15 protein-coding genes are annotated in these 20,173 nt (G+C 56.0%); 6 read left to right on the top strand and 9 right to left on the bottom strand.

Annotation, left to right across the window (positions count from 1 at the left end):
• Positions 1 to 106: 106 nt before the first annotated feature.
• The 3 genes from AC0L6S_RS22025 to AC0L6S_RS22015 form a co-directional block, all read right to left on the bottom strand.
• Positions 107 to 838 (bottom strand): sulfotransferase family 2 domain-containing protein, encoded by a 732-nt coding sequence (locus tag AC0L6S_RS22025; RefSeq protein WP_473426252.1) that lies wholly within the window; start codon positions 836 to 838, stop codon positions 107 to 109.
• A 186-nt stretch (positions 839 to 1,024) separates the two neighbouring features.
• The gene (locus AC0L6S_RS22020; RefSeq protein ID WP_473426251.1) at positions 1,025 to 1,468 is read right to left on the bottom strand and encodes an NfeD family protein; all 444 of its coding nucleotides are present in this window, start codon (positions 1,466 to 1,468) and stop codon (positions 1,025 to 1,027) included.
• Between the two features lie 13 nt (positions 1,469 to 1,481).
• Positions 1,482 to 2,414 carry an SPFH domain-containing protein gene (locus AC0L6S_RS22015; protein WP_473426250.1) on the bottom strand — a complete coding sequence of 311 codons (933 nt, stop codon included), beginning with the start codon at positions 2,412 to 2,414 and terminating at the stop codon, positions 1,482 to 1,484.
• 117 nt (positions 2,415 to 2,531) lie between these two features.
• On the opposite strand from AC0L6S_RS22015, the gene AC0L6S_RS22010 reads away from it, so the two are divergent.
• The 3 genes from AC0L6S_RS22010 to AC0L6S_RS22000 all read left to right on the top strand — a co-directional run bounded on the left by AC0L6S_RS22010 (position 2,532) and on the right by AC0L6S_RS22000 (position 5,234).
• Positions 2,532 to 3,248 carry a sulfotransferase gene (locus tag AC0L6S_RS22010; RefSeq protein ID WP_473426249.1) on the top strand — a complete coding sequence of 239 codons (717 nt, stop codon included), beginning with the start codon at positions 2,532 to 2,534 and terminating at the stop codon, positions 3,246 to 3,248.
• A 126-nt stretch (positions 3,249 to 3,374) separates the two neighbouring features.
• Positions 3,375 to 4,337 (top strand): SMP-30/gluconolactonase/LRE family protein, encoded by a 963-nt coding sequence (locus tag AC0L6S_RS22005; RefSeq protein ID WP_473426248.1) that lies wholly within the window; start codon positions 3,375 to 3,377, stop codon positions 4,335 to 4,337.
• A gap of 66 nt (positions 4,338 to 4,403) precedes the next feature.
• Complete coding sequence (locus AC0L6S_RS22000; protein WP_473426247.1) at positions 4,404 to 5,234, top strand: ThuA domain-containing protein; 831 nt, start codon at positions 4,404 to 4,406, stop codon at positions 5,232 to 5,234.
• Here AC0L6S_RS22000 and AC0L6S_RS21995 read toward each other — a convergent pair.
• The 4 genes from AC0L6S_RS21995 to AC0L6S_RS21980 form a co-directional block, all read right to left on the bottom strand.
• A complete protein-coding gene (locus AC0L6S_RS21995) occupies positions 5,227 to 6,582 on the bottom strand; it encodes a cytochrome P450 (protein WP_473426246.1) in 1,356 nt (451 codons plus the stop codon). The two genes, AC0L6S_RS22000 and AC0L6S_RS21995, sit on opposite strands and share 8 nt — an antisense overlap.
• A 117-nt stretch (positions 6,583 to 6,699) precedes the next feature.
• The gene (locus tag AC0L6S_RS21990; protein WP_473426245.1) at positions 6,700 to 9,036 is read right to left on the bottom strand and encodes an amidohydrolase family protein; all 2,337 of its coding nucleotides are present in this window, start codon (positions 9,034 to 9,036) and stop codon (positions 6,700 to 6,702) included.
• A 113-nt stretch (positions 9,037 to 9,149) separates the two neighbouring features.
• On the bottom strand, positions 9,150 to 11,471 hold the full coding sequence (locus AC0L6S_RS21985; RefSeq protein ID WP_473426244.1) for a hypothetical protein: 2,322 nt from the start codon (positions 11,469 to 11,471) through the stop codon (positions 9,150 to 9,152).
• A gap of 137 nt (positions 11,472 to 11,608) precedes the next feature.
• A complete protein-coding gene (locus tag AC0L6S_RS21980; RefSeq protein WP_473426243.1) occupies positions 11,609 to 11,980 on the bottom strand; it encodes a hypothetical protein in 372 nt (123 codons plus the stop codon).
• Positions 11,981 to 12,384: 404 nt separating this feature from the next.
• Between AC0L6S_RS21980 and AC0L6S_RS21975 the strand changes: the two genes are divergently transcribed.
• The 3 genes from AC0L6S_RS21975 (at position 12,385) to AC0L6S_RS21965 (ending at position 17,365) form a co-directional block, all read left to right on the top strand.
• The gene (locus tag AC0L6S_RS21975) at positions 12,385 to 13,611 is read left to right on the top strand and encodes an MFS transporter (protein ID WP_473426241.1); all 1,227 of its coding nucleotides are present in this window, start codon (positions 12,385 to 12,387) and stop codon (positions 13,609 to 13,611) included.
• 154 nt (positions 13,612 to 13,765) lie between these two features.
• Positions 13,766 to 15,769 (top strand): M3 family metallopeptidase, encoded by a 2,004-nt coding sequence (locus AC0L6S_RS21970; RefSeq protein WP_473426240.1) that lies wholly within the window; start codon positions 13,766 to 13,768, stop codon positions 15,767 to 15,769.
• A gap of 147 nt (positions 15,770 to 15,916) precedes the next feature.
• The gene (locus AC0L6S_RS21965; RefSeq protein WP_473426239.1) at positions 15,917 to 17,365 is read left to right on the top strand and encodes a WS/DGAT/MGAT family O-acyltransferase; all 1,449 of its coding nucleotides are present in this window, start codon (positions 15,917 to 15,919) and stop codon (positions 17,363 to 17,365) included.
• A gap of 17 nt (positions 17,366 to 17,382) precedes the next feature.
• Here AC0L6S_RS21965 and AC0L6S_RS21960 read toward each other — a convergent pair whose 3' ends face one another.
• Both AC0L6S_RS21960 and AC0L6S_RS21955 read right to left on the bottom strand, forming a co-directional pair.
• A complete protein-coding gene (locus AC0L6S_RS21960; RefSeq protein WP_473426238.1) occupies positions 17,383 to 18,714 on the bottom strand; it encodes an ABC1 kinase family protein in 1,332 nt (443 codons plus the stop codon).
• A complete protein-coding gene (locus AC0L6S_RS21955) occupies positions 18,698 to 20,110 on the bottom strand; it encodes an ABC1 kinase family protein (RefSeq protein WP_473426237.1) in 1,413 nt (470 codons plus the stop codon). Before AC0L6S_RS21955 ends, AC0L6S_RS21960 begins: the two co-directional genes overlap by 17 nt.
• Positions 20,111 to 20,173: the final 63 nt, after the last annotated feature.

Raw genomic sequence — 20,173 nt, 5'->3', positions numbered from 1 at the left:
TATAGGCGAGCTTTCTGAGTACTGTCAGTACCCAACTCCATTGGATTCCGATGGAGTTGGGTGTACCTGACTACCGGCTGTTTATTCTCACCTCTTGGGCCCGGTATCAATATTCATAGTCAAATAGTTCAATATCCAGCTGCATGATGTTGGAAACTATACTGGCGGCTTTCTCAGTATAGTGGTTGCGGTAACTGCGATCGCGTTTCTCACTGACATTGGTATGTGCCTGAAACGGACAATCATGCAGCCCGATTGCATCGTTCACATGCGCCATATCCCGATTGATGCTCTCGACGCGCGCACAAAAGTTCACCTGCAGCTTGCCTTGCTTGTCACACAACCACAGCGCCTGCTGTCCTATGTGCGGTATTTGCCCGCTCTCCATCGCCTCCATAAATGACTCAAATGACAGCGATACCGCAATCTTGTGCAACGGGTGAAGCGGTTTGTCGCGCAAATAATAGTACGCCGAGAGACAGCGGTCCCAGGGATTGCGTACAACGCCAAATGAAAACATCTCCGCGAACCCCTCATCGCCCAACAGCTCACACACTTGCTGCGCACTCAAATGAGCACCAGAGGGAAGCTTGTGCTGCAGGCAGTAAGCGCGTAGCCGCGCGTCTGAACCAATTCCGGCAAAGCGCGGCATTAAACGACTGATACTCGGGCGTTGGGCTGCATAGGAACCAACGGCGTCGAACGCAAAACCCAAATTCACTCGATGGCGATCAGCGAAGCCATAGGTGTGCCGGGTAAGGTGTTGCTTGACACTTTTACCTGCGGCCTTTGGTACATGAATGAAAATGTAGTTGTAATGCCGGTTAACGATGGTCACACAGTAGCACTCAATGATGAGCCCGTCTTACAGGCATAGCATCGCGAGATGCACCTGCCTCTATTCTCGATAGTGTAATGTGCACTCGGCGAGATCGCACCTGTATTGGAATACGCCATGCCGAAGGCACTGCCCTACCAACCACCTTTTGACGCGGAAGTTATTACGCGCGTGAAAAGCGCAGTACTATTGCTCCTCTACGCTGAGCACCATACCTTCGACACTGACAACCCGCACTCGGGTACCTCGCTCTATCCTACCGGCAGTACGCAACGCCCAGCGAGTGTCACCGATCATATCGGCGCCACTGCCGTCCAGATCAATGCCCAGTACGAAGGATTTCCCCAGCATCTGCGCCGCGCGATCGTTTAACAGTGGGTTGTCGCTGGCATCGTTGTCTGGCCTGAAATAGGCCCGGTAGCACAAAGTCAACGCCACAGAGAGCACGCCAAAGATCAGGAACTGCCAATCCCAGGACAGGCCGGTTACTATCAGCAGGATACCCGACAGTGCCAACGCCGCAAAAGCGATTCCGAGCAAAAAGCCCGTGGTGGTAGTCAGCTCAAGTACGACCAAAATAACCGCCAGTACAAACCAGTGCCAGGCGTGAATCTGATCAAAAAGTTCCACGTAATACCCTCACTCAGGCCGCTGTTTCATCCGTGGTACTGGTCTGCTTGACCAACTCTGCAATACCACCCAGAGACCCTATCAGGCTGGACGCTTCCAGCGGAATCATCATCACTTTATTGTTGGATGAGGCCGCCAGTTGCCCCAGCGCCTCGGTATATTTAGTCGCAATAAAGTAGTTGATCGCCTGTCCATTGCCCTCGTCAATCGCGGTACTCACCATCTGGGTCGCCTTCGCCTCGGCCTCTGCCAGTCGCTCCCGCCCTTCTGCCTCGCGCATAGCGGCCTCAAGCTCGCCCTCGGCGGCCAGAATCTGTGCTTGCTTGCGTCCCTCCGCCACCTGGATAGCCGCCTGGCGCTGACCCTCGGCTTCCAGAATAGTAGCGCGCTTCTCACGCTCCGCTTTCATTTGCCGGGCCATGGATTCCACCAGATCCTGTTGCGGCGCAATATCCTTGATCTCGATGCGTGTGACTTTGATACCCCAGGGCGTTGTGGCCTCGTCCACCTTGGATAGCAATTGCGCATTGATCTGGTCGCGGTTGGATAACATGGCATCCAGTTCCATCGAGCCGATCACCGCGCGGATATTGGTCATCACCAGATTCTGCATCGCACGATCGCGATCGTTGACCTCATAGGCGGCCTTTTCTGCATACTGCACCTGGTAGAAACACACGGCATCGGTGGTGACCATGGCATTGTCACTGGAGATCACATCCTGCGGGATAATATCCAGCACTGTCTCCATCATATTGACCTTGTGCCCGACCCTGTCGATATAGGGCACGATAATATTCAACCCCGGTTTCAGGGTTTTGGTATATCGGCCAAACCGCTCGACCGTCCAGGCCGCACCCTGCGGAACCATTTTGGCCCCCGCCAGTACGGTAATAATTGCCAGTGCCAGAAATGAAATCGCGCCTATACCGAATCCGCCTACCATAACCTTCTCCCTAGTTGAAAACCCGAATACATCGGGCTCTGGAACATGCTGCCATGCTCTGCTAGTGTGCAGCCTACAGCAAGTTTGTGCTCAAATCACCGATGGCACCACACGTCCATGTCGTCCTACTTATTCCTGCTTTGTCCACCCTACTCCGGTTCTACGCTTCTGTGGAAGCTGCTGTCTACCTCCGCTAATGTGTCTTCACTACCACATGAGGGCCAATTCCTTCCCGAACTCAAGGACATAATGCGGGCGAGCCCCTGGAAAGCCGAGGCCCCGCTGCCCTGGGATGAGATAAAACGCGTCTGGGAAACATACTGGGATAACACTAAACCACTGCTGCTGGAGAAGAGTCCACCCAACATGATTCGAACGGCTCAGATTCTGCAACACTTCGAGCCGGTGCGATTCATTGTCATGGTAAGAAACCCTTATGCGCAGGCGGAGGGGCTGATGCGACACAACAATTGGACAGCAAAGCGCGCTGCAAACTTCGCCGCAATGTGTCTGCGTACACAACTTGCCAATGCGCGGGAACTGGACGATGCACTGGTGATGACCTATGAATCGCTGGTGCAGTATCCGGCGCGGGCTTGTGGTGAATTGGCAAGCTTCGCACCTGAACTTGGCGATATAAATCCACAGGCAAGCTTTGAGATTCACTCCATCGACGGCACGCTCAACCGACCTATCACCGATTTAAACGGCAAAAAAATCGCCGCACTCAGCGCCACCGACATCGCCACGATGAACGCAGTATTTACACAGCACGAGGCGACCATTCAGGCATGGGGCTATGATCTTATGGCGGAAGATGCCGCGAATACATAAACTGCACAAGCCGCCGGGCGAGCAATGTGAGCGCGCCGCCTTTGTGCTGGCAGAGAAAGCTTGGTAGCCTCTGACAAACTGTAATGCTGTTCCACACCGAACAATTAGAAACAGGAACGCCTCGATATGCAAAGACACTTTCTTCTTCTCGCCTGCTCGTTGGCGCTCACGGCGGCCTGCAGCGATTCCAACGACTCCAAACCGTCCGACAGCCCGGCGACACCGCTGGCCGAACGCTATGAACTCAGCAGTCCGGACAGCGTACCGGAGGGCATTGCGTTCGACCCCGTGGAACGCATGTTTTACACAACCAGCTTGCAGGGTGGAGGCATCACGCGCATTGATGCTGGGGGTGCGGAATCCGTGTTTTACCCGGCGGACAACCGGGCAGAGGTGGGGGGTACAAAAGTCGACGCCGAGCGCAGACTGCTATGGGCGTGTGCGCAGCAGATGGATGGCGGTGACAACCGGGTGTGGGTGTTTGATCTCGCTACCGCCGAAATGACAATGGAGTTCTTCCTCGGCGCCATTTCGCCCAACGGATCCTGCAATGATTTGGTACTTGACGACGAGGGCATCGCTTACGTCACCGATCCCGCCAACCCAAATATCTACCGGCTTGATGCCGGCACCGGCAGCGGTGCGATATTTGCCACGGATCCGCGATTTGCCGATATTACCGGTTTTGACCTCGGCCTGAACGGGATCGCAATCAGCCCCGATGGCAACGCGCTAATCGTTGCCAAATTTGCACCGGCGACACTGTTTCGCGTTAGCCTGCCCAGTGCCGAATCCATCGATACCGTGACACTCAGCGGTGACGCCCTGCCCGCACCGGATGGTCTTGCAGTACTGCAGGGTGACCTCTACAGCGTCTCCGACAACACCGTGAGTCGTGCGCGCCCCAATGCGGATTTCACTTCAGCAGAGGTCGTAAACATGCCGCAGATCAGCGGCCTATCGACAGCGACTGTTGCCGAATCCCAACTCTACGTCATCAAGAGCGAAGTAGTGAATTTTGTGCTCATGCTGCCACTGCAGTTGCCCTTCGAGTTCTTTCGTGTAGATACCGATACCTTTGAGCAGTAGGCTAATACCTTGCGATCAACCGCATCATGTCCGGCCCACGACATTTCGCGGGCCTGAGGCGAGAGCATGAGCATCATCAACTACAGCGCCCAGCGCAGACTGCTCACCATCGCCCGCGGCCATCCCTATGATCGTGAGGCCTTCGCCGCACTGGTCAGCCCGCTGGATGAGTTCGATACCTGCCACGTTGAGCAACCGTTGGCTCAGCAACACCTGGGACCAGGCGCGGCTGATAATTTCGATGCCATCCTGTGCTATGACATGCCAGGCGTGGATTTCACTGCGGCCCAACCACCGCAGCTGATACCACCCAACCCCGGTTTTGTACGTGACTACCTCGCGATGCTAGACGCCGGTGTCGGCATGGTGTTTATGCATCACGCGCTTGCCGCCTGGCCGGCGTGGCCAGAGTACGCGGAAGTTGTGGGCGGACGTTTTCACTATCGCCCGGCGACACTGCGCGGACAGCAATGGCCTGATTCCGGCTACTGTCACCAGGTTACACATCGGGTGAGTACCGTCGGTTCACACCCGATACTTGAAGGTCTTCCGCAGCACTTCGAGATCACCGATGAACTCTACCTGTGCCCGGTATTTGAAGAGGATGTTATCCCGCTGCTGCGCAGCGATTACACCTTTGAGCAACAGCATTTCTATTCGGCGGCCAGTGCCGTAGCCGGGCAGATGAACTCACGCAAGGGCTGGTCACACCCACCGGGGAGTAACCTTGTCGGCTGGGTAAAAAGTTGGGGCAATAGTCCAATTGTTTATCTGCAGGGCGGCGATGATGCCAGCGCCATGGGCAACCCGTTTTTTCAAAAAATGGTGTGCAATGCTGTACGCTGGGTAAGCAGCGAGGGCGCACATGTCTGGGCGCGCTCTAAACCCTTCACCTGAGCGCGCGGGCAAAACGCAGTTTAAGGGACACTGTACCGAGCATAACACCGGGTTGGTGTTCGAAAGTGTTTCCCGGCGCATACTCCAGGCGGCCGAGCCGCTTACACAACCGCTCCCAGGCGATGACCTGCTCAAGACGGGAGATCCCCGCCCCCGGACAGGTGCGCGGCCCCTGGGAGAAAGTCAGATGGTTGCCCAATGATTTACGCTGCAGATCGAGCTGGTAGGGACAGGCATACTGCTGTGGATCGACATTGCCGGCACCGAAGCGTATATGAAGAATCGAACCGGCGGGGATACGAACCCCCTGAAACTCTTCCTCTCGCGTCGTGACACGGGTGGACAACCCCTGCGTGGGCGCGCGCAGGCGCATGGCCTCTTCGGTGAACGCACGGATCTTATCCGGCGACGCCTTGAGCGTAGCAAACAGGGTGAGGTTCTCGCACAGTAGCTGAGCCTCTTCCTCCAGTGCGTACTGAGTGGTTTCAAGCCCGCCGAGCACCATAAAGTAAACGATACCGTAGACTTCCTCGTCGGTCAGTTTGCGATCCAGTGCCCGATAATGCGTTTGTGTCAACGCACTGATCATATCGTCCTGTGGCCGGCGGCGTTTGCTGGCCACCTGGTCGGCGAGATACTCCGCAAAACCCTCGAGGCGCTGCGCCTGCAATGTGCTTTGCTCTTCACTCAGCTGGTTGAGAGGGCCCTGGCCGTAGACGTATTGCATGACCTGCGCCGCACCCCACTGCGCGAGTTGCGGCACATCTTCAACAGGAAAGCCCAACACTCTGGCCATCACAATTTGTGGCAGCGGCCGGGCGAACTCGTCAATAAATTCGACTGTGCCCTCACCGGTTTCCCTGTCTCGGTCGATCCAGCGGTCGATCAAAGTGTCGGTGACTTCGGTAATCATCTGCGCGTGGCGCTTGGCGCCCGGACCAACCCAGGGATCGGTCAGCTCCTGTCGGTGCGCGCGCCACAACTCTAGGGTCGGGCGCAGTGTGCGCACGGAATCCAGCGCAAGATCAAAGCGCGAGGCATCCGGCGGCGGCTCCTCGCCACGGTCGAGTGTAGCCTGCAAACCCTCAACCAGTTGGCTCATCACGGGCGTGAAGCGCTGCGGATCCTTGACCACGCGTTCAATATCTTCATAGCGGCTCAATACGAACACATCGCTGGCGCCGTCCGGACCTGCGCCCGAAAGTACTTGTACGGGAGCTTCCTTATGCAATATCGGATAGGCCTCGTACCAGTGTTCCTGTGCACCGGCACCAAACAAATCGACATCGGCCAACTGCCTGGGACAGGCCATGGGGCTGAGGTGATGATTCGGGGTTTTATCGCTCATAGATCTGGAAGTGTAGGTGATCTACGCGATAAACAGTAGCTGCGATGGCTCGGGCCATATGGCCGCATTCAATAAAGGCCGACGCAGACAATGCGCCGACCCATACCATCCGTTCGCCTAGGGCGATTGTTGGCCTATCTCTGCTGCACGGCGCTCGGATTTCTCCCACACCCTGATATACCCTTCAGCCGACTTGAACAGCGGCTCCAGTTCCTCATCGGTCACGCCATCGCGCCGTACATCCTCGATGAGTTCCGCTACCAGGCCCAGGTGCACCATGCCCTCGGTATTGAAATCCAGCGTACGCTCACCCACTACAGGCTGTTGCAGTGTCACGTCTCCCGCATAGGACTTAAAGGGATACGAAATACCCTCATCGGTCTGCGGACTGGAGCACCTTGCATTGTCTCCAAACCGGGCCCGGGGCGCTCCAGCGAAACCATTGAAATCGAAACCAAACCCTTCGGCAGGGAAGGTGCCCATATCACGCATCAGTTGGATGCGTTCCTGGAAGCCATCATCCATGGTGGCAGTTTCGTCGGCCGAGCGGCAGCGGCCGAAGTTGAATTTCGACATCCCGCCTAACTTGTACAACCTGCCATTATTGTGGCGACCATGTGTACCCATCGCAGGGTAGTCGTTTTCCTCGAGAATTTCGTAGGCGCGCTTGTAGCTTTTCCTCGGCATGTGGTCGACTTCGATTATCATGCCGCGCTTCATCATTTCCGCCATCAGAAACTCACCGAGATCAGTCAGGCCGTGATTCTGGCAGTACTCCCCGGCCAGGGGACCACTGGTAATCTTGTCCAGATGGGGGAGCAGCGTTCCAACAACATTTTCCTCAAAACCGCTGGTGTCGACAGGCGGTGTGGAGTCATACACCTCTCGCGGTTGATTGAGGTCAGCGAATGCCAGACCGCCATTGTCGAAGCCACCGGGGAATGTAAGGAGTTCAGCAGGGCATTCAATGTAGTTGTTGAAATGCCCTGTGTGGCCAAAATTGCCTATATCGATAATTCCACGATGGCCATCGCCGGCGGAAAACCCGTTGTCGTACTTGTGGACCGGGAACAGTACACGCACCCCCTTGTCATGGTATTCATCCAGTTTGGCGATCACATCTGCTTCGGTACATCTGCTGAACCCCTCGGGCGGGACCAGATAGCAATCGAACAGGATAGACGTCTCTATTCCGAGAACAACGGCCAGATTACCGGCAATGATCTCCTCGCGCGCCTCCTCCGGGCTGTACACAATGCGGAACCAGCCCTCACCGGGACCTCCCGACAGTGCATCTATATATCGCTCCATCGCGAACGTGGCATCCAGAATGGCATCGACGTTGACCATGTCATTGCAATCATGGCGCTTAACCTGAGAGCCGATACCAGCCGTCAGTTTGCACAAAAATTCATTGGTGGTTGCGTGCTGCACCAGCAAACGCAGACCGGAAAGGTAGGCCCGTTCCAGCCATCTGTAGTACTGAGTTTGGTGGGTGGAACTGGAGGGCGCATTCGGCCAGTCCCGAAATACAGGGTAGCCTTCTGTGTTGTGGTTTTTCTCAGGTAGTTGACCGGTAAAGACCGCCGGTAGTAGCGCTTCGATATCACCATCTGAGAAGCCCGCTCCCATCACATCCTTGCGACCATCGATACCGTGTGTAATATCGCAGTCGTGCAGGGCGTGCTCCACGCCGAGTGGGTGGAAGGGTGCGCCGTGAAACACTCCGCCGCCCCCAAATGCGAGGTTGGTGAACAGATGGGAGTGTGTCTCTACAAAGCCGAACACCGAGCCATCATCAAATTCGGTGACGGCTATTTCGCCGGTTGCATCGAGCGATAGCTCGGGAAACTCGGCACACGCCTCCACTTCCACCAGCATCAGGTCGGCCGCTTCCGCCTCAGCGACCATGGTGCCAGCTGCGCCGATATAATTGCCCGACTTTATGTGCTGTAGCATAAAACGCGCATCGGGTGCGGCGAGTAATTGCCACTCGCCCTCGGACTGCATATCACTGTCTATCACGACCTTGCCGTCGACCTCGGTCACATCGGACATCAGCGCGCTCTGCCGCTGCAGAGACTGACCGTCGGACACCATGTAGCGTTCGCCAGCGTCAAACAGCAGGTATTTTCCCAGATCGGACGGACGCAGCAGGAAACGCGCGGCATCAGTGGCTGAGGTCGCATCGGGACTGAATGTACCAACAACCACAACCTCACCATCAGCGACTGTCGAACCTCCTTCAGGTGACGCTGCCAGAAAAGTCTCGCCGCCATCCGTGGAGATTGCAAAACACCCGTTGGCGGCTGCGAAAACCGATTGCTCATTGGGCGCGACGGGCTCCACCGTATCTCCCTGCGCGCCGTTATTGTTATTGCTGCCATTGCTGCAACCGATCATCGGCAGTGCCAGAAGTGTTAGACAGGTAAATCTGGACAAAAGAGTTCGCATAGTTATACCACTATTATTTATCGGGCGAATGCGGGAAATCACCCGCTGATTAGCAGCGGGCATCATACCCGACACTAGATTAAATTAGCCAACGCAGGGGGCACCTCTAGAAGCTACAGCCCCATTTCTGCAGCGCGGCGCTCCGACTTTTCCCACAGCCGTATATAGCCTTCGGCCGATTTGAACAACGGCTCCAGTTCCTCGTCGGTCACACCATCGCGGCGCACATCTTCAATCAGCTCAGCGACCAGACCCAGGTGAACCATACCCTCGGTATTAAAATCCAGCGTGCGGTTGCCCACCACCGGTTGTTCAAGCGTCACATCGCCGGCATAGGATTTAAAGGGGTAAGTGACAGGGTCCGACTGCGGATCAGAACAGCCGCTTTTTTCACCGAATCGGGGCCCGGGTGCACCCGCAAAGCCGTTGAGGTCAAAGCCAAAACCCTCTGCTTCAAAGGCACCTGCATCGCGCATTAACGCCACGCGTTGTTGCAGACCGTCGTCCATGGTCGCCGGTGTATCGGCGGAGCGACAGCGACCGAAATTGAACTTTGACATACCGCCCAATGCGTACAGCCGCCCATTGTTATGGCGCCCGTGGCTGCCAACAGCGGGATAATCGTTCTCTTCGAGAATCTCATATGCACGTTTGTAGCTCTTTCTCGGCAAGTGGTCGACTTCGATGATCATGCCCCGGTTCATTAGCTGCGTCATCAGGAATTCACCCAGGTCGGTAAATCCATGATTCTGGCAGTACTCGCCAACCAACGGTCCGCCAGCGAGCAGATCGAGCCTGGGCAGCAATACGCCTACGGGGTTGGTATCGAACGCACTCACATCAAATGGCGGCGGCGAATCGTACACGTCACGCGGCTGATTGAGATTGGCAAAGTTTAGCCCGCCCTTGTCGAAACCACCGGGAAAGGTCAGCAGCTCCTCCGGACATTCCACGAAGTTCGAATAGTGCCCGGTGTGCCCGAAGTTACCCACATCGCTTACACGCCTGTCACCATCGCCGGCGGAAAATGCATTGTCGAATTTGTGTACCGGGAAGATCACACGTACGCCTCTGGCGTGGTAGTCATCCAGCTTGGCCAAGACGTCTTCCTCCGTGCACTTGCTGAAATCACCGAACGGCACCAGATAGCAATCAAACAAATCGGAGGTCTCGATACCGAGGACCACCGCGAGATTGCCCGCCTTGATCTGCTCGCGGGCCTCTGCCGGGCTGAACACAATGCGGAACCAGCCTTTGCCGGGGCCACCTGCCAGTGCATCGATATAGCGCTCAAGCGCGTAGGTCGCCTCGATGATTCTGTCCACAGCAATCATGTCATTACAATCGTAGCGCTTGGGGTTGGCCCCGATACCGGTGACCAATTGGCACAATACCTGATTGGTTGTTGCGTGTTGTACCAACAGGCGCAGGCCAGACAGATACGCGCGTTCCAGCCATTTGTAATACTGTACCTGATGGGTTGCACTGTGCGGTGCAGCCGGCCATGAGGTAAACGTTGGGTAGCCGTCGGTATCGTGATCTTTCTGCGGCAGTTGGCCTACTGCGACTGCCGGCAGCAGGTCATTGAAATCACCTACGCCTTCATTGAAGGTAGCGCCCATGAAATCCCTGCGCCCATCTACACCGTGATTCAACTCACAACTGGGCAGTGCATGCTCCACGCCCAGCGGGTGATAAGGTGCGCCATGAAATACACCACCGCCGCCAAAGCCAAGATTGGTGAACATATGAGAGTGCGTTTCAACAAAACCAAACAGGGAACCGTCTTCGAACTCCGTCATAGCCACCTCACCGGTGGCGTCAACGGACAGCTCGGGAAATTCGGCGCAATCTGTCTGCATCTCAAGTGACAACATGGCCGCATCAGTCTCTGCCACCATCTCACCTTCAGTACCTATATAAGTGCCTGTGAGAATATGTTGCATCATGAACTGGCCATCCGGTGCGGCGATCAGTTGCCACTCACCCTCGGATTGCTTCCGATCTTCAACCACGACTTCACCATCCACCTCGCTGATGTCCGGCGCCAAAAAGGCTTGCGACAACAAGCGTTGGCCGTCCGATGTCAGATAGAGTTTGCGGTGATCGTACAACAGGTATTTACCCAGATCGGAGGGCCTGAATAAAAAGCGACTGTCACCGGGCGTGGCATCCAATACAGCATCGATATCTGACTGCCAGCCTGCGCCCGGTGTACCTACGCTGAAATCGAGTGCCGAGAGAAAGCTCTCCCCGCCGTCCGGTGAAACGGCATAACAACCATTGGCCACCTCAAACACCGAGTTTTCATCCGGCGGAACGGCTACCGGAGTAGTGGTGGTGGAATTGTTGTCGCTATCGCTGCTGTTGCTGCAGCCGGTCATTGACACCGCAAATATTCCGGAGCAAATCAATGTAGCAATTACATGTCGCATACTCATACCATTATTGTTCGGTTTATTAGGTTGACAAACGTATACAAAAACTCCCTTTCAGCTGCTGGTAGCTGAAGAGAGTTCAGTTTCAGGAAATTATTCCTGTTGTCCTGTTGGACCACAGGATTTCTCAAAAGTTACTCGCCGGCTTCGCGCGCCAGTTTTTCATACTCTTCGCACTCGGGCGTTGCCATGTCGCCGCCGTCCTGCATGGCCTCGCAGGTGAGTGAATTCATACTTTCCATACAGGCCACGGCGGGCTGGTATAGCGGATGTCCAGTGGGCACTTCGCCAATCCTGCCACGGACCTGCGTGCACATATTGTCTAACATAGGTTGCATCATCTGACGCGTTTCAGCCGGGATATTCTGCCCTTCCATCTGGGCCAGCGCACACGATTTTACCTTCTCGCACAATGCTTCGGCCGCATCGCCAAGCTCATCTGCGTGCACTGCAGGAATACACACAGCAAAACCCAATAAAACCGAACCGCAAAAATTCTTCAACATGAGGCTTCTCCTTAATATCGTCCACCAGAGAATACCGCGAACAGAGTCAGTTGGGGAGCCCCTCTTGAATTGTGAACTTTTCCCTGTTTGACATTCTTTAATTGACGTGGTTAGTGAGCAGGCGCATTATACGCCCCCTGCCATTTGGCACTGACTATTTTTTAACGTTGAAGTGAACTTCATGAGCACCTCTTACACACATACAAGCACTCGTAAGCGCCACGACTCGATTGTCGTGATGCCGGCGGCCTGTCTGTGGGCAGAGCGCGAGGTTTTTGGAAGCACTTGAAGTAACTACTCTTTAAAAAAAGGCCTCCGAGAACCCTGATTCCGGAGGCCTTTTTTTATTTCTGCAAGAATTGCCTCCACCTTCAGGGTCCCCGGAATAGAAAGGGACAAGGAAAGTGAAAAGGTCACTGCACAACAATATTCGAAACATCTACCTGCTGGGCTTCTTCAACAGCTTCACGGTAATCAATCCTGTGATCGTGCCGCTGTTGCAAGGACACGAGCTGTCCATGAACCAGGTACTGCAGACACAAGCGTTGTTCGCACTGACTATCGCGTTGTTTGAGGTTCCGTCCGGGTATATCGCCGATATGTGGGGAAGGCGCCGCGCTATTGTGCTGGGCGGCGTGTTTTTTGCCATCGGTTTCCTGTGCCTGCTGCGCGCGGACAGCTTTGTCGACTTCCTGATTTTTGAAGTCGTGCTGGGTGTGGGCGTCAGCCTCGTCTCGGGTGCGGATCTGGCATTGCTGTATGACACGGAAGTATACCTGCACGAGCAGGGGGAGACAGCCGGTGCCGGCGCCAGTAAATCACTCAGCCGATTGATTTCTATTGAAGCGGCCGCATCCGGTATCGCGGGTATCTCAGCCAGCGTACTGCTGCTGTGGTCTCTCGATGCCGTCGTCATCGCACAGGCAATTATCGGTCTCATGCCGCTGTTATTGGCGCTGACACTGGTAGAAGTTCCCAGGCCTGTTCTGGATGTCAACCATCGCAACAATGCCAAGTCCATTATGGGGTTGCTGCTGTTCGGCAAGCCAGTGGTGTTGTGGACAGCCTTTGCGATCGCCGCGTTCGGCTTGCTGGCAGTCTATGTGTTTTGGATTTACCAGAAGTATTGGGAATTCCAGGGCGTGCCTATCGCGTGGAACGGCTATATCTGGGCGGCTTTTGCACTCACCGTGAGCCTGTCTGCCAATTTTGCCGGTGCGCTGGAGCGACGCCTGGGCACTCCCGGGGTGCTGTGCCTGATCGGTGCACTGCCAGTTCTGGGGTTGCTCGGTATGGCACTGGGCACAGGCTGGATCGGTGTGATGTTCGGCTTTGCACTGCAGATCAGCCGCGGACTCAGTATGAGCCTGTTTTACGAAGCACTGAATCGACGCGTGCCAGGCAGCTATCGCGCCACGGTCAACTCACTGGTCAGCCTCGCGGTGAGGGCCGTTTTCATCGGCACTGGACCGCTGCTGGGTTACGCGCTGGACAGGTTTGGCGTGACCTCAACACTGTGGATCCTGCTGGCCGTTTTTGCGCCGATTATGGCAGTGGTGCTGTTTCCGCTGATCGCACGCATACGCCGCGAGGCTGCCGACGATAATCCCCAGGTCGTTCCCGCAGCCTGACGCGGGGACTCTGCAGCACTGTCGCCCCCTTCCTCGGGGTGCGGCAGTGCTTTTTTATTCAGGTAGAATGCTCGATAGGAGCATTGTTACAGTCGCGCGACCCGCCACCTGTTAACGGTGCCGTGTGATAATTTTTTTTAACGGGGGCAACGCATTGGCAGTACTCAGATACGGGCCGCACTTGATACTCATCCTCTGCCTTGCCGTTGATAAAACCGCAATTGCCGCAGGCAACTATTCCAACGCAGCTGATGGCTGGGATTTCAATGTATCAGCCGCTCAGTTCACCGCGCAGTGCGACGAGGTGCTGGCGAATGCCACGGTGGCTTTCACTGCAATCGAACACGCGGAAGGTCCCGCCTCTCTGCAAAGTGTCTTTGGCGCGTACGATGCCATGATGATCGACCTGCAGGCCATCGAACATGTCTGGTATATGAAAGCGGTTCACCCCGACCCTGAGGTGCAAAGCGCTGCCGAGTCCTGTGTCGCGCGCTACACCGACTTTATGACTGCCGTGAGTCTCTCCCCTGCTTTCTATCAGCGCATAGCACATATCGACCTGATACAGGCCAGCGCATCGGAGCGCTTCATGGTCGAGAAAAAACTCAAAGCCTTTCGACAGGCAGGAGTGGATCGCGATACTGCAACGCGCGACAAAGTGCGCACCCTGATAACGAAAATCACCCGACTGGGCAGTGCATTCGAGAAAGCGATTCGCCTGGATAAACGCTATGTAAAGACAACAACAGCGGAGCTGGAGGGATTGCCACAGGATTATCTCGATTCACATCCGGCTGACGAACAGGGTGTTGTAATCCTGTCGACAGATTACCCCGACTACCTACCCGTCATGAAATACGCGGTAGATGACACGCTGCGGTATCAAATGTTCAAGGCTGCCAAGAATATCGCCAGCCCTGCCAACAGCTATACCCTGAAATCGCTCATCGCACACAGGCACGAGTTAGCCCTGCTGCTGGGCTACGAGAACTACGCTGAGCTGGCCATGGATGGACTTATGGCCAGCGGGCCGGACACCGTTGAACGTTTTCTTTCACAATTAAACGATGCCGTGAAAAAACCTGCTGCTAGGGATATGGCAGATCTGCTGGCGCGACTCCGACAGGAGTACCCTCTCGCGGAGCAGGTACAGGCATGGCAGATCGACTGGCTGGAGCACCTCGTCCAGCAGGAAACGTTCGATCTGGATGTGCGCGAGATACGCAACTACTTCCACTTCGAGAAGGTGCAGGCAGGTATATTTTTGCTGACAGAGAATCTGTTTGGCGTTGAGATCGTGCCGTGGCGCACCTCGACCTGGCATGCGGACGTCACCGCCTGGGAAATTCGCGAACAGGGCAAAGTCATTGGGCGCTTCTACCTCGACATGCACCCCCGCGACAACAAGTACGGACACGCCGCACACTGGACCCTGCGCCGGGGACTCAAGGACAGGCAGGTCCCGCTATCCGGCCTGGCCACCAATTTTTCCAAAGGCTTGATGGAGCACAAACAGCTTGAGTCCTTTCTACATGAATTCGGGCACCTGCTGCACAATATGTTTTCTGGCAGTCAACATTGGTTTGACATCTCAGGCATGTCCATGGAGCGGGACTTCGTCGAGGCGCCTTCGCAGATGCTGGAGGAATGGGCGTGGAACTACGAGACATTGCGGGAATTTGCCATCGATGAAAAGGGTCGAACCCTCCCCCCCGAACAGGTGGAAAAAATGAACGCCGCGCGGCAGTTCGGCGAGGCAACAAATACCGCAGCGCAGATCTTCTATGCCAATCTCGCTCTGAACTACCACAACCGCGACCCCGACGAGTTCGAGCTGCTTCCGCTATTGATAGAGCTTCAAACACTCTACTCTCCCCTGCCCTATGTGCAGGACACACATTTTTACAACAACTTCCGCCACCTCAACGGCTACTCCTCCAACTATTACACCTACCAGTGGTCACAGGCGATATCCAGAGATCTTTTCAGCCGCTTTCAGCGCGAGGGTTTACGCGATACAGCTACGGCCCACGCATACCGCGAGAAAGTGCTGGAGGCAGGCGGCAGCAAACCCGCCGCGCAACTGGTGGAGGATTTTCTCGGCAGACCATTCTCCGCCGCTACCTATACCGAGTACCTCAAGCAGCTGAACGAGTAGCGACATTCGAATGTGGCGCACAGCCCCCTGCTGTATCGCAAACACCCAACTTGCCACTAAATGACCTGACACCTGGCTGACCAGTTGACGCCAGAAATGATCGCAGTATGCTGGCGGTAACAATAACGATTATAGTGAGGTTAGTGGATGCAACAGTTATCTGGCCAGGATGCCATGTTCTTGCACGCCGAACTGGATGCACTGCCGCAGCATATTGGCGGCGTCAGCGTCTACGACCAGTCCACGGTTCCCGGTGGTAAGGTGCGCTTCAAGCAAATCCTCGAAATGCTGCAAAGCCGTGCCCACCTCTCACCGATCTTCCGCCGCAAACTGGCGTTTGTGCCCTTTAACCTGGGCCGCCCCTACTGGGTAGAAGATCCTGACTTTGACATGGAATACCATGTGCGTCATATCGCTCTCCCCAAACCAGGCGACTGGCGGCAGCTGTGCATTTTAACTGCACGTATTCACTCGCAGCCATTGCGCCGCGACAAGCCGTTGTGGGAAATCTATGTGATAGAGGGCCTCAACAATATTGAAGGCTATCCACCCGGTTGTTTCGCCTTGCTGATGAAAGTTCACCACTGCGCAATGGACGGTGCCACGGGCACACAGTTTATGAATATTGTGCACGACCTGACACCGGAAACCCGCGACGTTGGTGAGGCGCCACCGTGGATTGTGGAGAGGCTTTCCACACCCCGAATGCTGGGCAAGGCCTATATGGATGCGTGGCGCAAACCTGGTCAGGTGGTTGACATGCTCAAGGATTCCGGCCCCACGTTTATGCGATTGCGCCGCGGCAAGCAGGCCAAGCAGTTTCATAATCTGGAGGATAAACCGAAGACCCGCTTTCAGGGCCGCATTTCACGGCACCGTGTGGTTGAGGCGCGCAAATTTGATTTCGAGACAATTCGCGCCATCAAGAACACCCAGCCGGGCACCACCGTGAACGATGTGATGCTCACCATCGTCGGCGGCGGCATGCGTAAATACCTGTACAGCAAGGGCGAACTACCGGAGAAGTCGCTGGTGACAGGCTGCCCGATTGATGTGCGCACCCCCGAGGAACGCGCTGCCGGCGGCAATATGGTGGGCTTTATGAACGTGGGCTTACGCACGGATATTGTCGACCCCTGCGAACGGCTGGCTGCAGTACACGAGGAGTCCCTATCCTCCAAGGCCTATGCTGAAGCGCTGGGGCCACGATTTGCGGTAGACCTTACAGATGTGATGCCTGGGAATGTACTTTCTCTGGCCATCCGCACTGCCAGCGCTACCGGTCTGGCAGAGGCGAGCACCGTATTCAACACCATTGTCACCAATGTCCCGGGCGCGCCATTTCAGCTGTATATGTGCGGCGCCGAGTTGATCGACTCAATCAGCCTGGGGCCACTGTTGCCCAACGTCGGGCTGTTCCATATTGTCTATAGTTCTGTGCAGGATAAAAAAGGCACCGTTACGCTGTCGTTCACGGCATGTCGCGATATGTTGCCGGACCCGGCATTCTACGCCGACTGCCTGCAGGCATCGTTTGAAGAATTACGCGACGCCACCTTGCCCGGCAAAAAAACCAGCAGAAAATCACGGGCCTGATAACACCAGGGGCCTGTTCAACCCAGCCAGCGTTGTACCAGTTGGTGCACATTAACGCGGGTTTTTAGTCGCGTGGCCAGAAGATACATACCGGCCACCTTGCGGTGAAAATAGACGGCATCTATGGGGGGGGCCCGCCAGAAATCGCGGTAACCACGCACATCTTCTGCCAGCGCCGATAAATCCCGTGCCATCGTTGAGCGCGCGAAATCGTAATCGACATCGCTGCGCAGAGGCTCCAGCACCAGCATCAGCACATCCAGCACCAACTCGCGGTACTGTGTACCGGGCTCGCCCATGGAAAACCCGAGCCGCTCAGCCGCAGTTGCAACTTTGGCTTTATCGCCGGCAATCGCTGCGCGTGCAAGCTTTTTGTAATTGTTTACAAACCCCGCCTTAAAGCGGCGCGTAGCACCGAAATCCAGCAGTACGATCTCACCGGATTGGCGGCGGTACTGGTAATTGGCAAAGTTCGGGTCAGTTTGCACCATTCGCAACTCAAACAGCTCGAACAGCATCAGTTCGATCAGGGCGCTCATTACCCTGTCACGCTCGGACTGCGGCAAATCGATGATGGAGTCTATAGGGCTGCCCGCGACGTATGTCATCGCCAGCACATTGCGATGGGTTAGCTCCGGCAGGACTTCGGGCAGCAGGAAACGCTCGTCGTCGACCAGCAGCTCCCCGAACGACTGGAGGAACCTCGCCTCTTTGAGATAGTCCGCCTCGTCCTTGAGCTGGCTCTTGGCATCGTCCAGCAAGGGCTGAATATCCAGGCCCTCCGGCAACAGTCCCGACAGGCGCAGCAGACCGGCGATATTGTCTACATCGCTATCGATACTGTCAGCGACGCCCGGGTACTGTACTTTCAGCACAATATCGCGGCCGTCGGGCGAGATCGTTCTGTGCACCTGACCGATAGAGGCCGCCGCCAGCGGCTTGGTGTCAAAATCGTAAAACAGTTCTTCCCAGTTCGTGCCATAGGCCTCGCGCATTGCCGCGTGCAACTGGTCCACTGGCATATAACGGGCATCATCGCGCAGACGCGCCAGAATATCGGCCAGCTCTCGCGGCAGGAATTCACCGGTATCCATCGAAAGAATCTGCCCGACCTTCATCGCGGCGCCGCGCATAGTCGCCAGTTGCTCTGCCACGCGGCGAGCATTGCCTGGTGTCAGCAGCATATCCTTTGCACTGGGCAGCTTACCCGACCGCAACTGTCGGGAGCCCTCCGCCAGCATACCGCCTGCGACACCACCGGCCATGCGAGCCATGCGCGCAAAACGGCTGGCCCGGGAAGTGGGAATGGCTTTGGAGTCGTCGTCTTTATCCTTATTTTTTCGCGCCACGCTTTTCTCTTTCCCGCCAACGAAGAATATGAGGCTGGACAATATCATAGGCGTTGAATTCTGCATCCAGTGCCACGATAAAATTGAACACACCTGTCAGTTTTCTGGCGATCAGCGCAAAATCGCGGGAAGGGGTGGTAAAGTGACGACTCACTGTTGACTGCGCCGCCAGTGCGGCCGCCCTTCGCATCAATTGCGACTTGCCCCAGCAGTACTCGCCCTTGTCGTTGAGGTATTGCTCAGGCAATCGCTCCGGTGAGCGCAGTGGTTCGAGCAGATGCTGGCAGAACTGTGCAAACAGTTTCCGCCCCTCGTCACTGGCATCCGGCTGCAGACATCCCAGCCCGATCAGGCCTTCTACCATTTCCGGCTTGTTCCTGCGCTGACCGGCATCGATCGTACTGCGCAGGTGGTAGAGGAAATCCTCCGGGCATTCCAGCACGGAGCCAAAATCCAGCAACACCAGCTCATCCTGTGCGACCTTCTTGCGCCGATCGTCCACGCGCAGCAGATAGTTGCCGAAATTGGGATCTGTCTGCAACAGGCCCCAGTCGTACAACTCGTAAAAGAACAGTTCCAGCATGCCCTTGGCCAGCGCATTGCGCCTATCCAACGACAACCTCGCCATGTCCGGGTCAGCCACAGAGAAACCCTCGATGTATTCCATCGCGAGTACAGAGTCGGTGCTGTATTGCGGATATAACTGTGGCACGTGGTAGCGGACGCTTGTGTCCTGCACTTTATCGACCAGTCCACTCATCTTCAGGGTGTTGGATGCTTCCCGACGATAATCGATTTCATGGTGCAGGTGGGCACGCATGGACTCCAGCCAGTCATCCAGCTCACGCCCCGCTTTCACCCAGCGCGCCAGCAGCAACATACGCACGACAGCGTCAAAGTCCGAATCGATCACCTGTGCCAGCCCAGGATACTGCAACTTCAGGCAGATCCATTCTCCGGTCGAGCGAATCCTGGCGAGATGGACCTGCGCCAGTGATGCAGCGGCTATCGCCTGCGGGTCGATATCCAGCTCGTCATAGCGCTCGCCCAGGCTGTCCCGCACTGAAGATTCAAGCGCGTCCCAATGCAGTGGCTCGGTCTGGTCAGACAGATCGCGCAGCGCAGTGACCAACACTCGAGGCAGAAACTGCGCGCCGAACAGCGCCAGCATCTGGCCAATCTTGATATAGGTGCCCTTGAGTTTGCCCAGTTCCTGGACAAATCGTCGCGCTTCTCGGCGCGCGAATTCGGAGTCGTCCTCCTCTGGGCCGCGCCCCATGACGCGCTGGACGACACCATCCACGGCCAGCGCACTGCCTGCGCGCAACCCGGCAAGCGAGACGGCGAGGGTGCGGGGCAGAGCGCTGTTTTTCAAGCCCCTGTGTTTTTTTGCCATGGACGATGCTTTTCTGCTATGAGAGAAAGTATGTCGGCATTATATACGATTGCAGAGTGCATC

Source organism: Halioglobus sp. D3-4, from assembly GCF_055809315.1.
The sequence above is the reverse complement of the archived record's forward strand: the minus strand, read 5'-3'. Positions and strand labels throughout refer to the sequence as shown.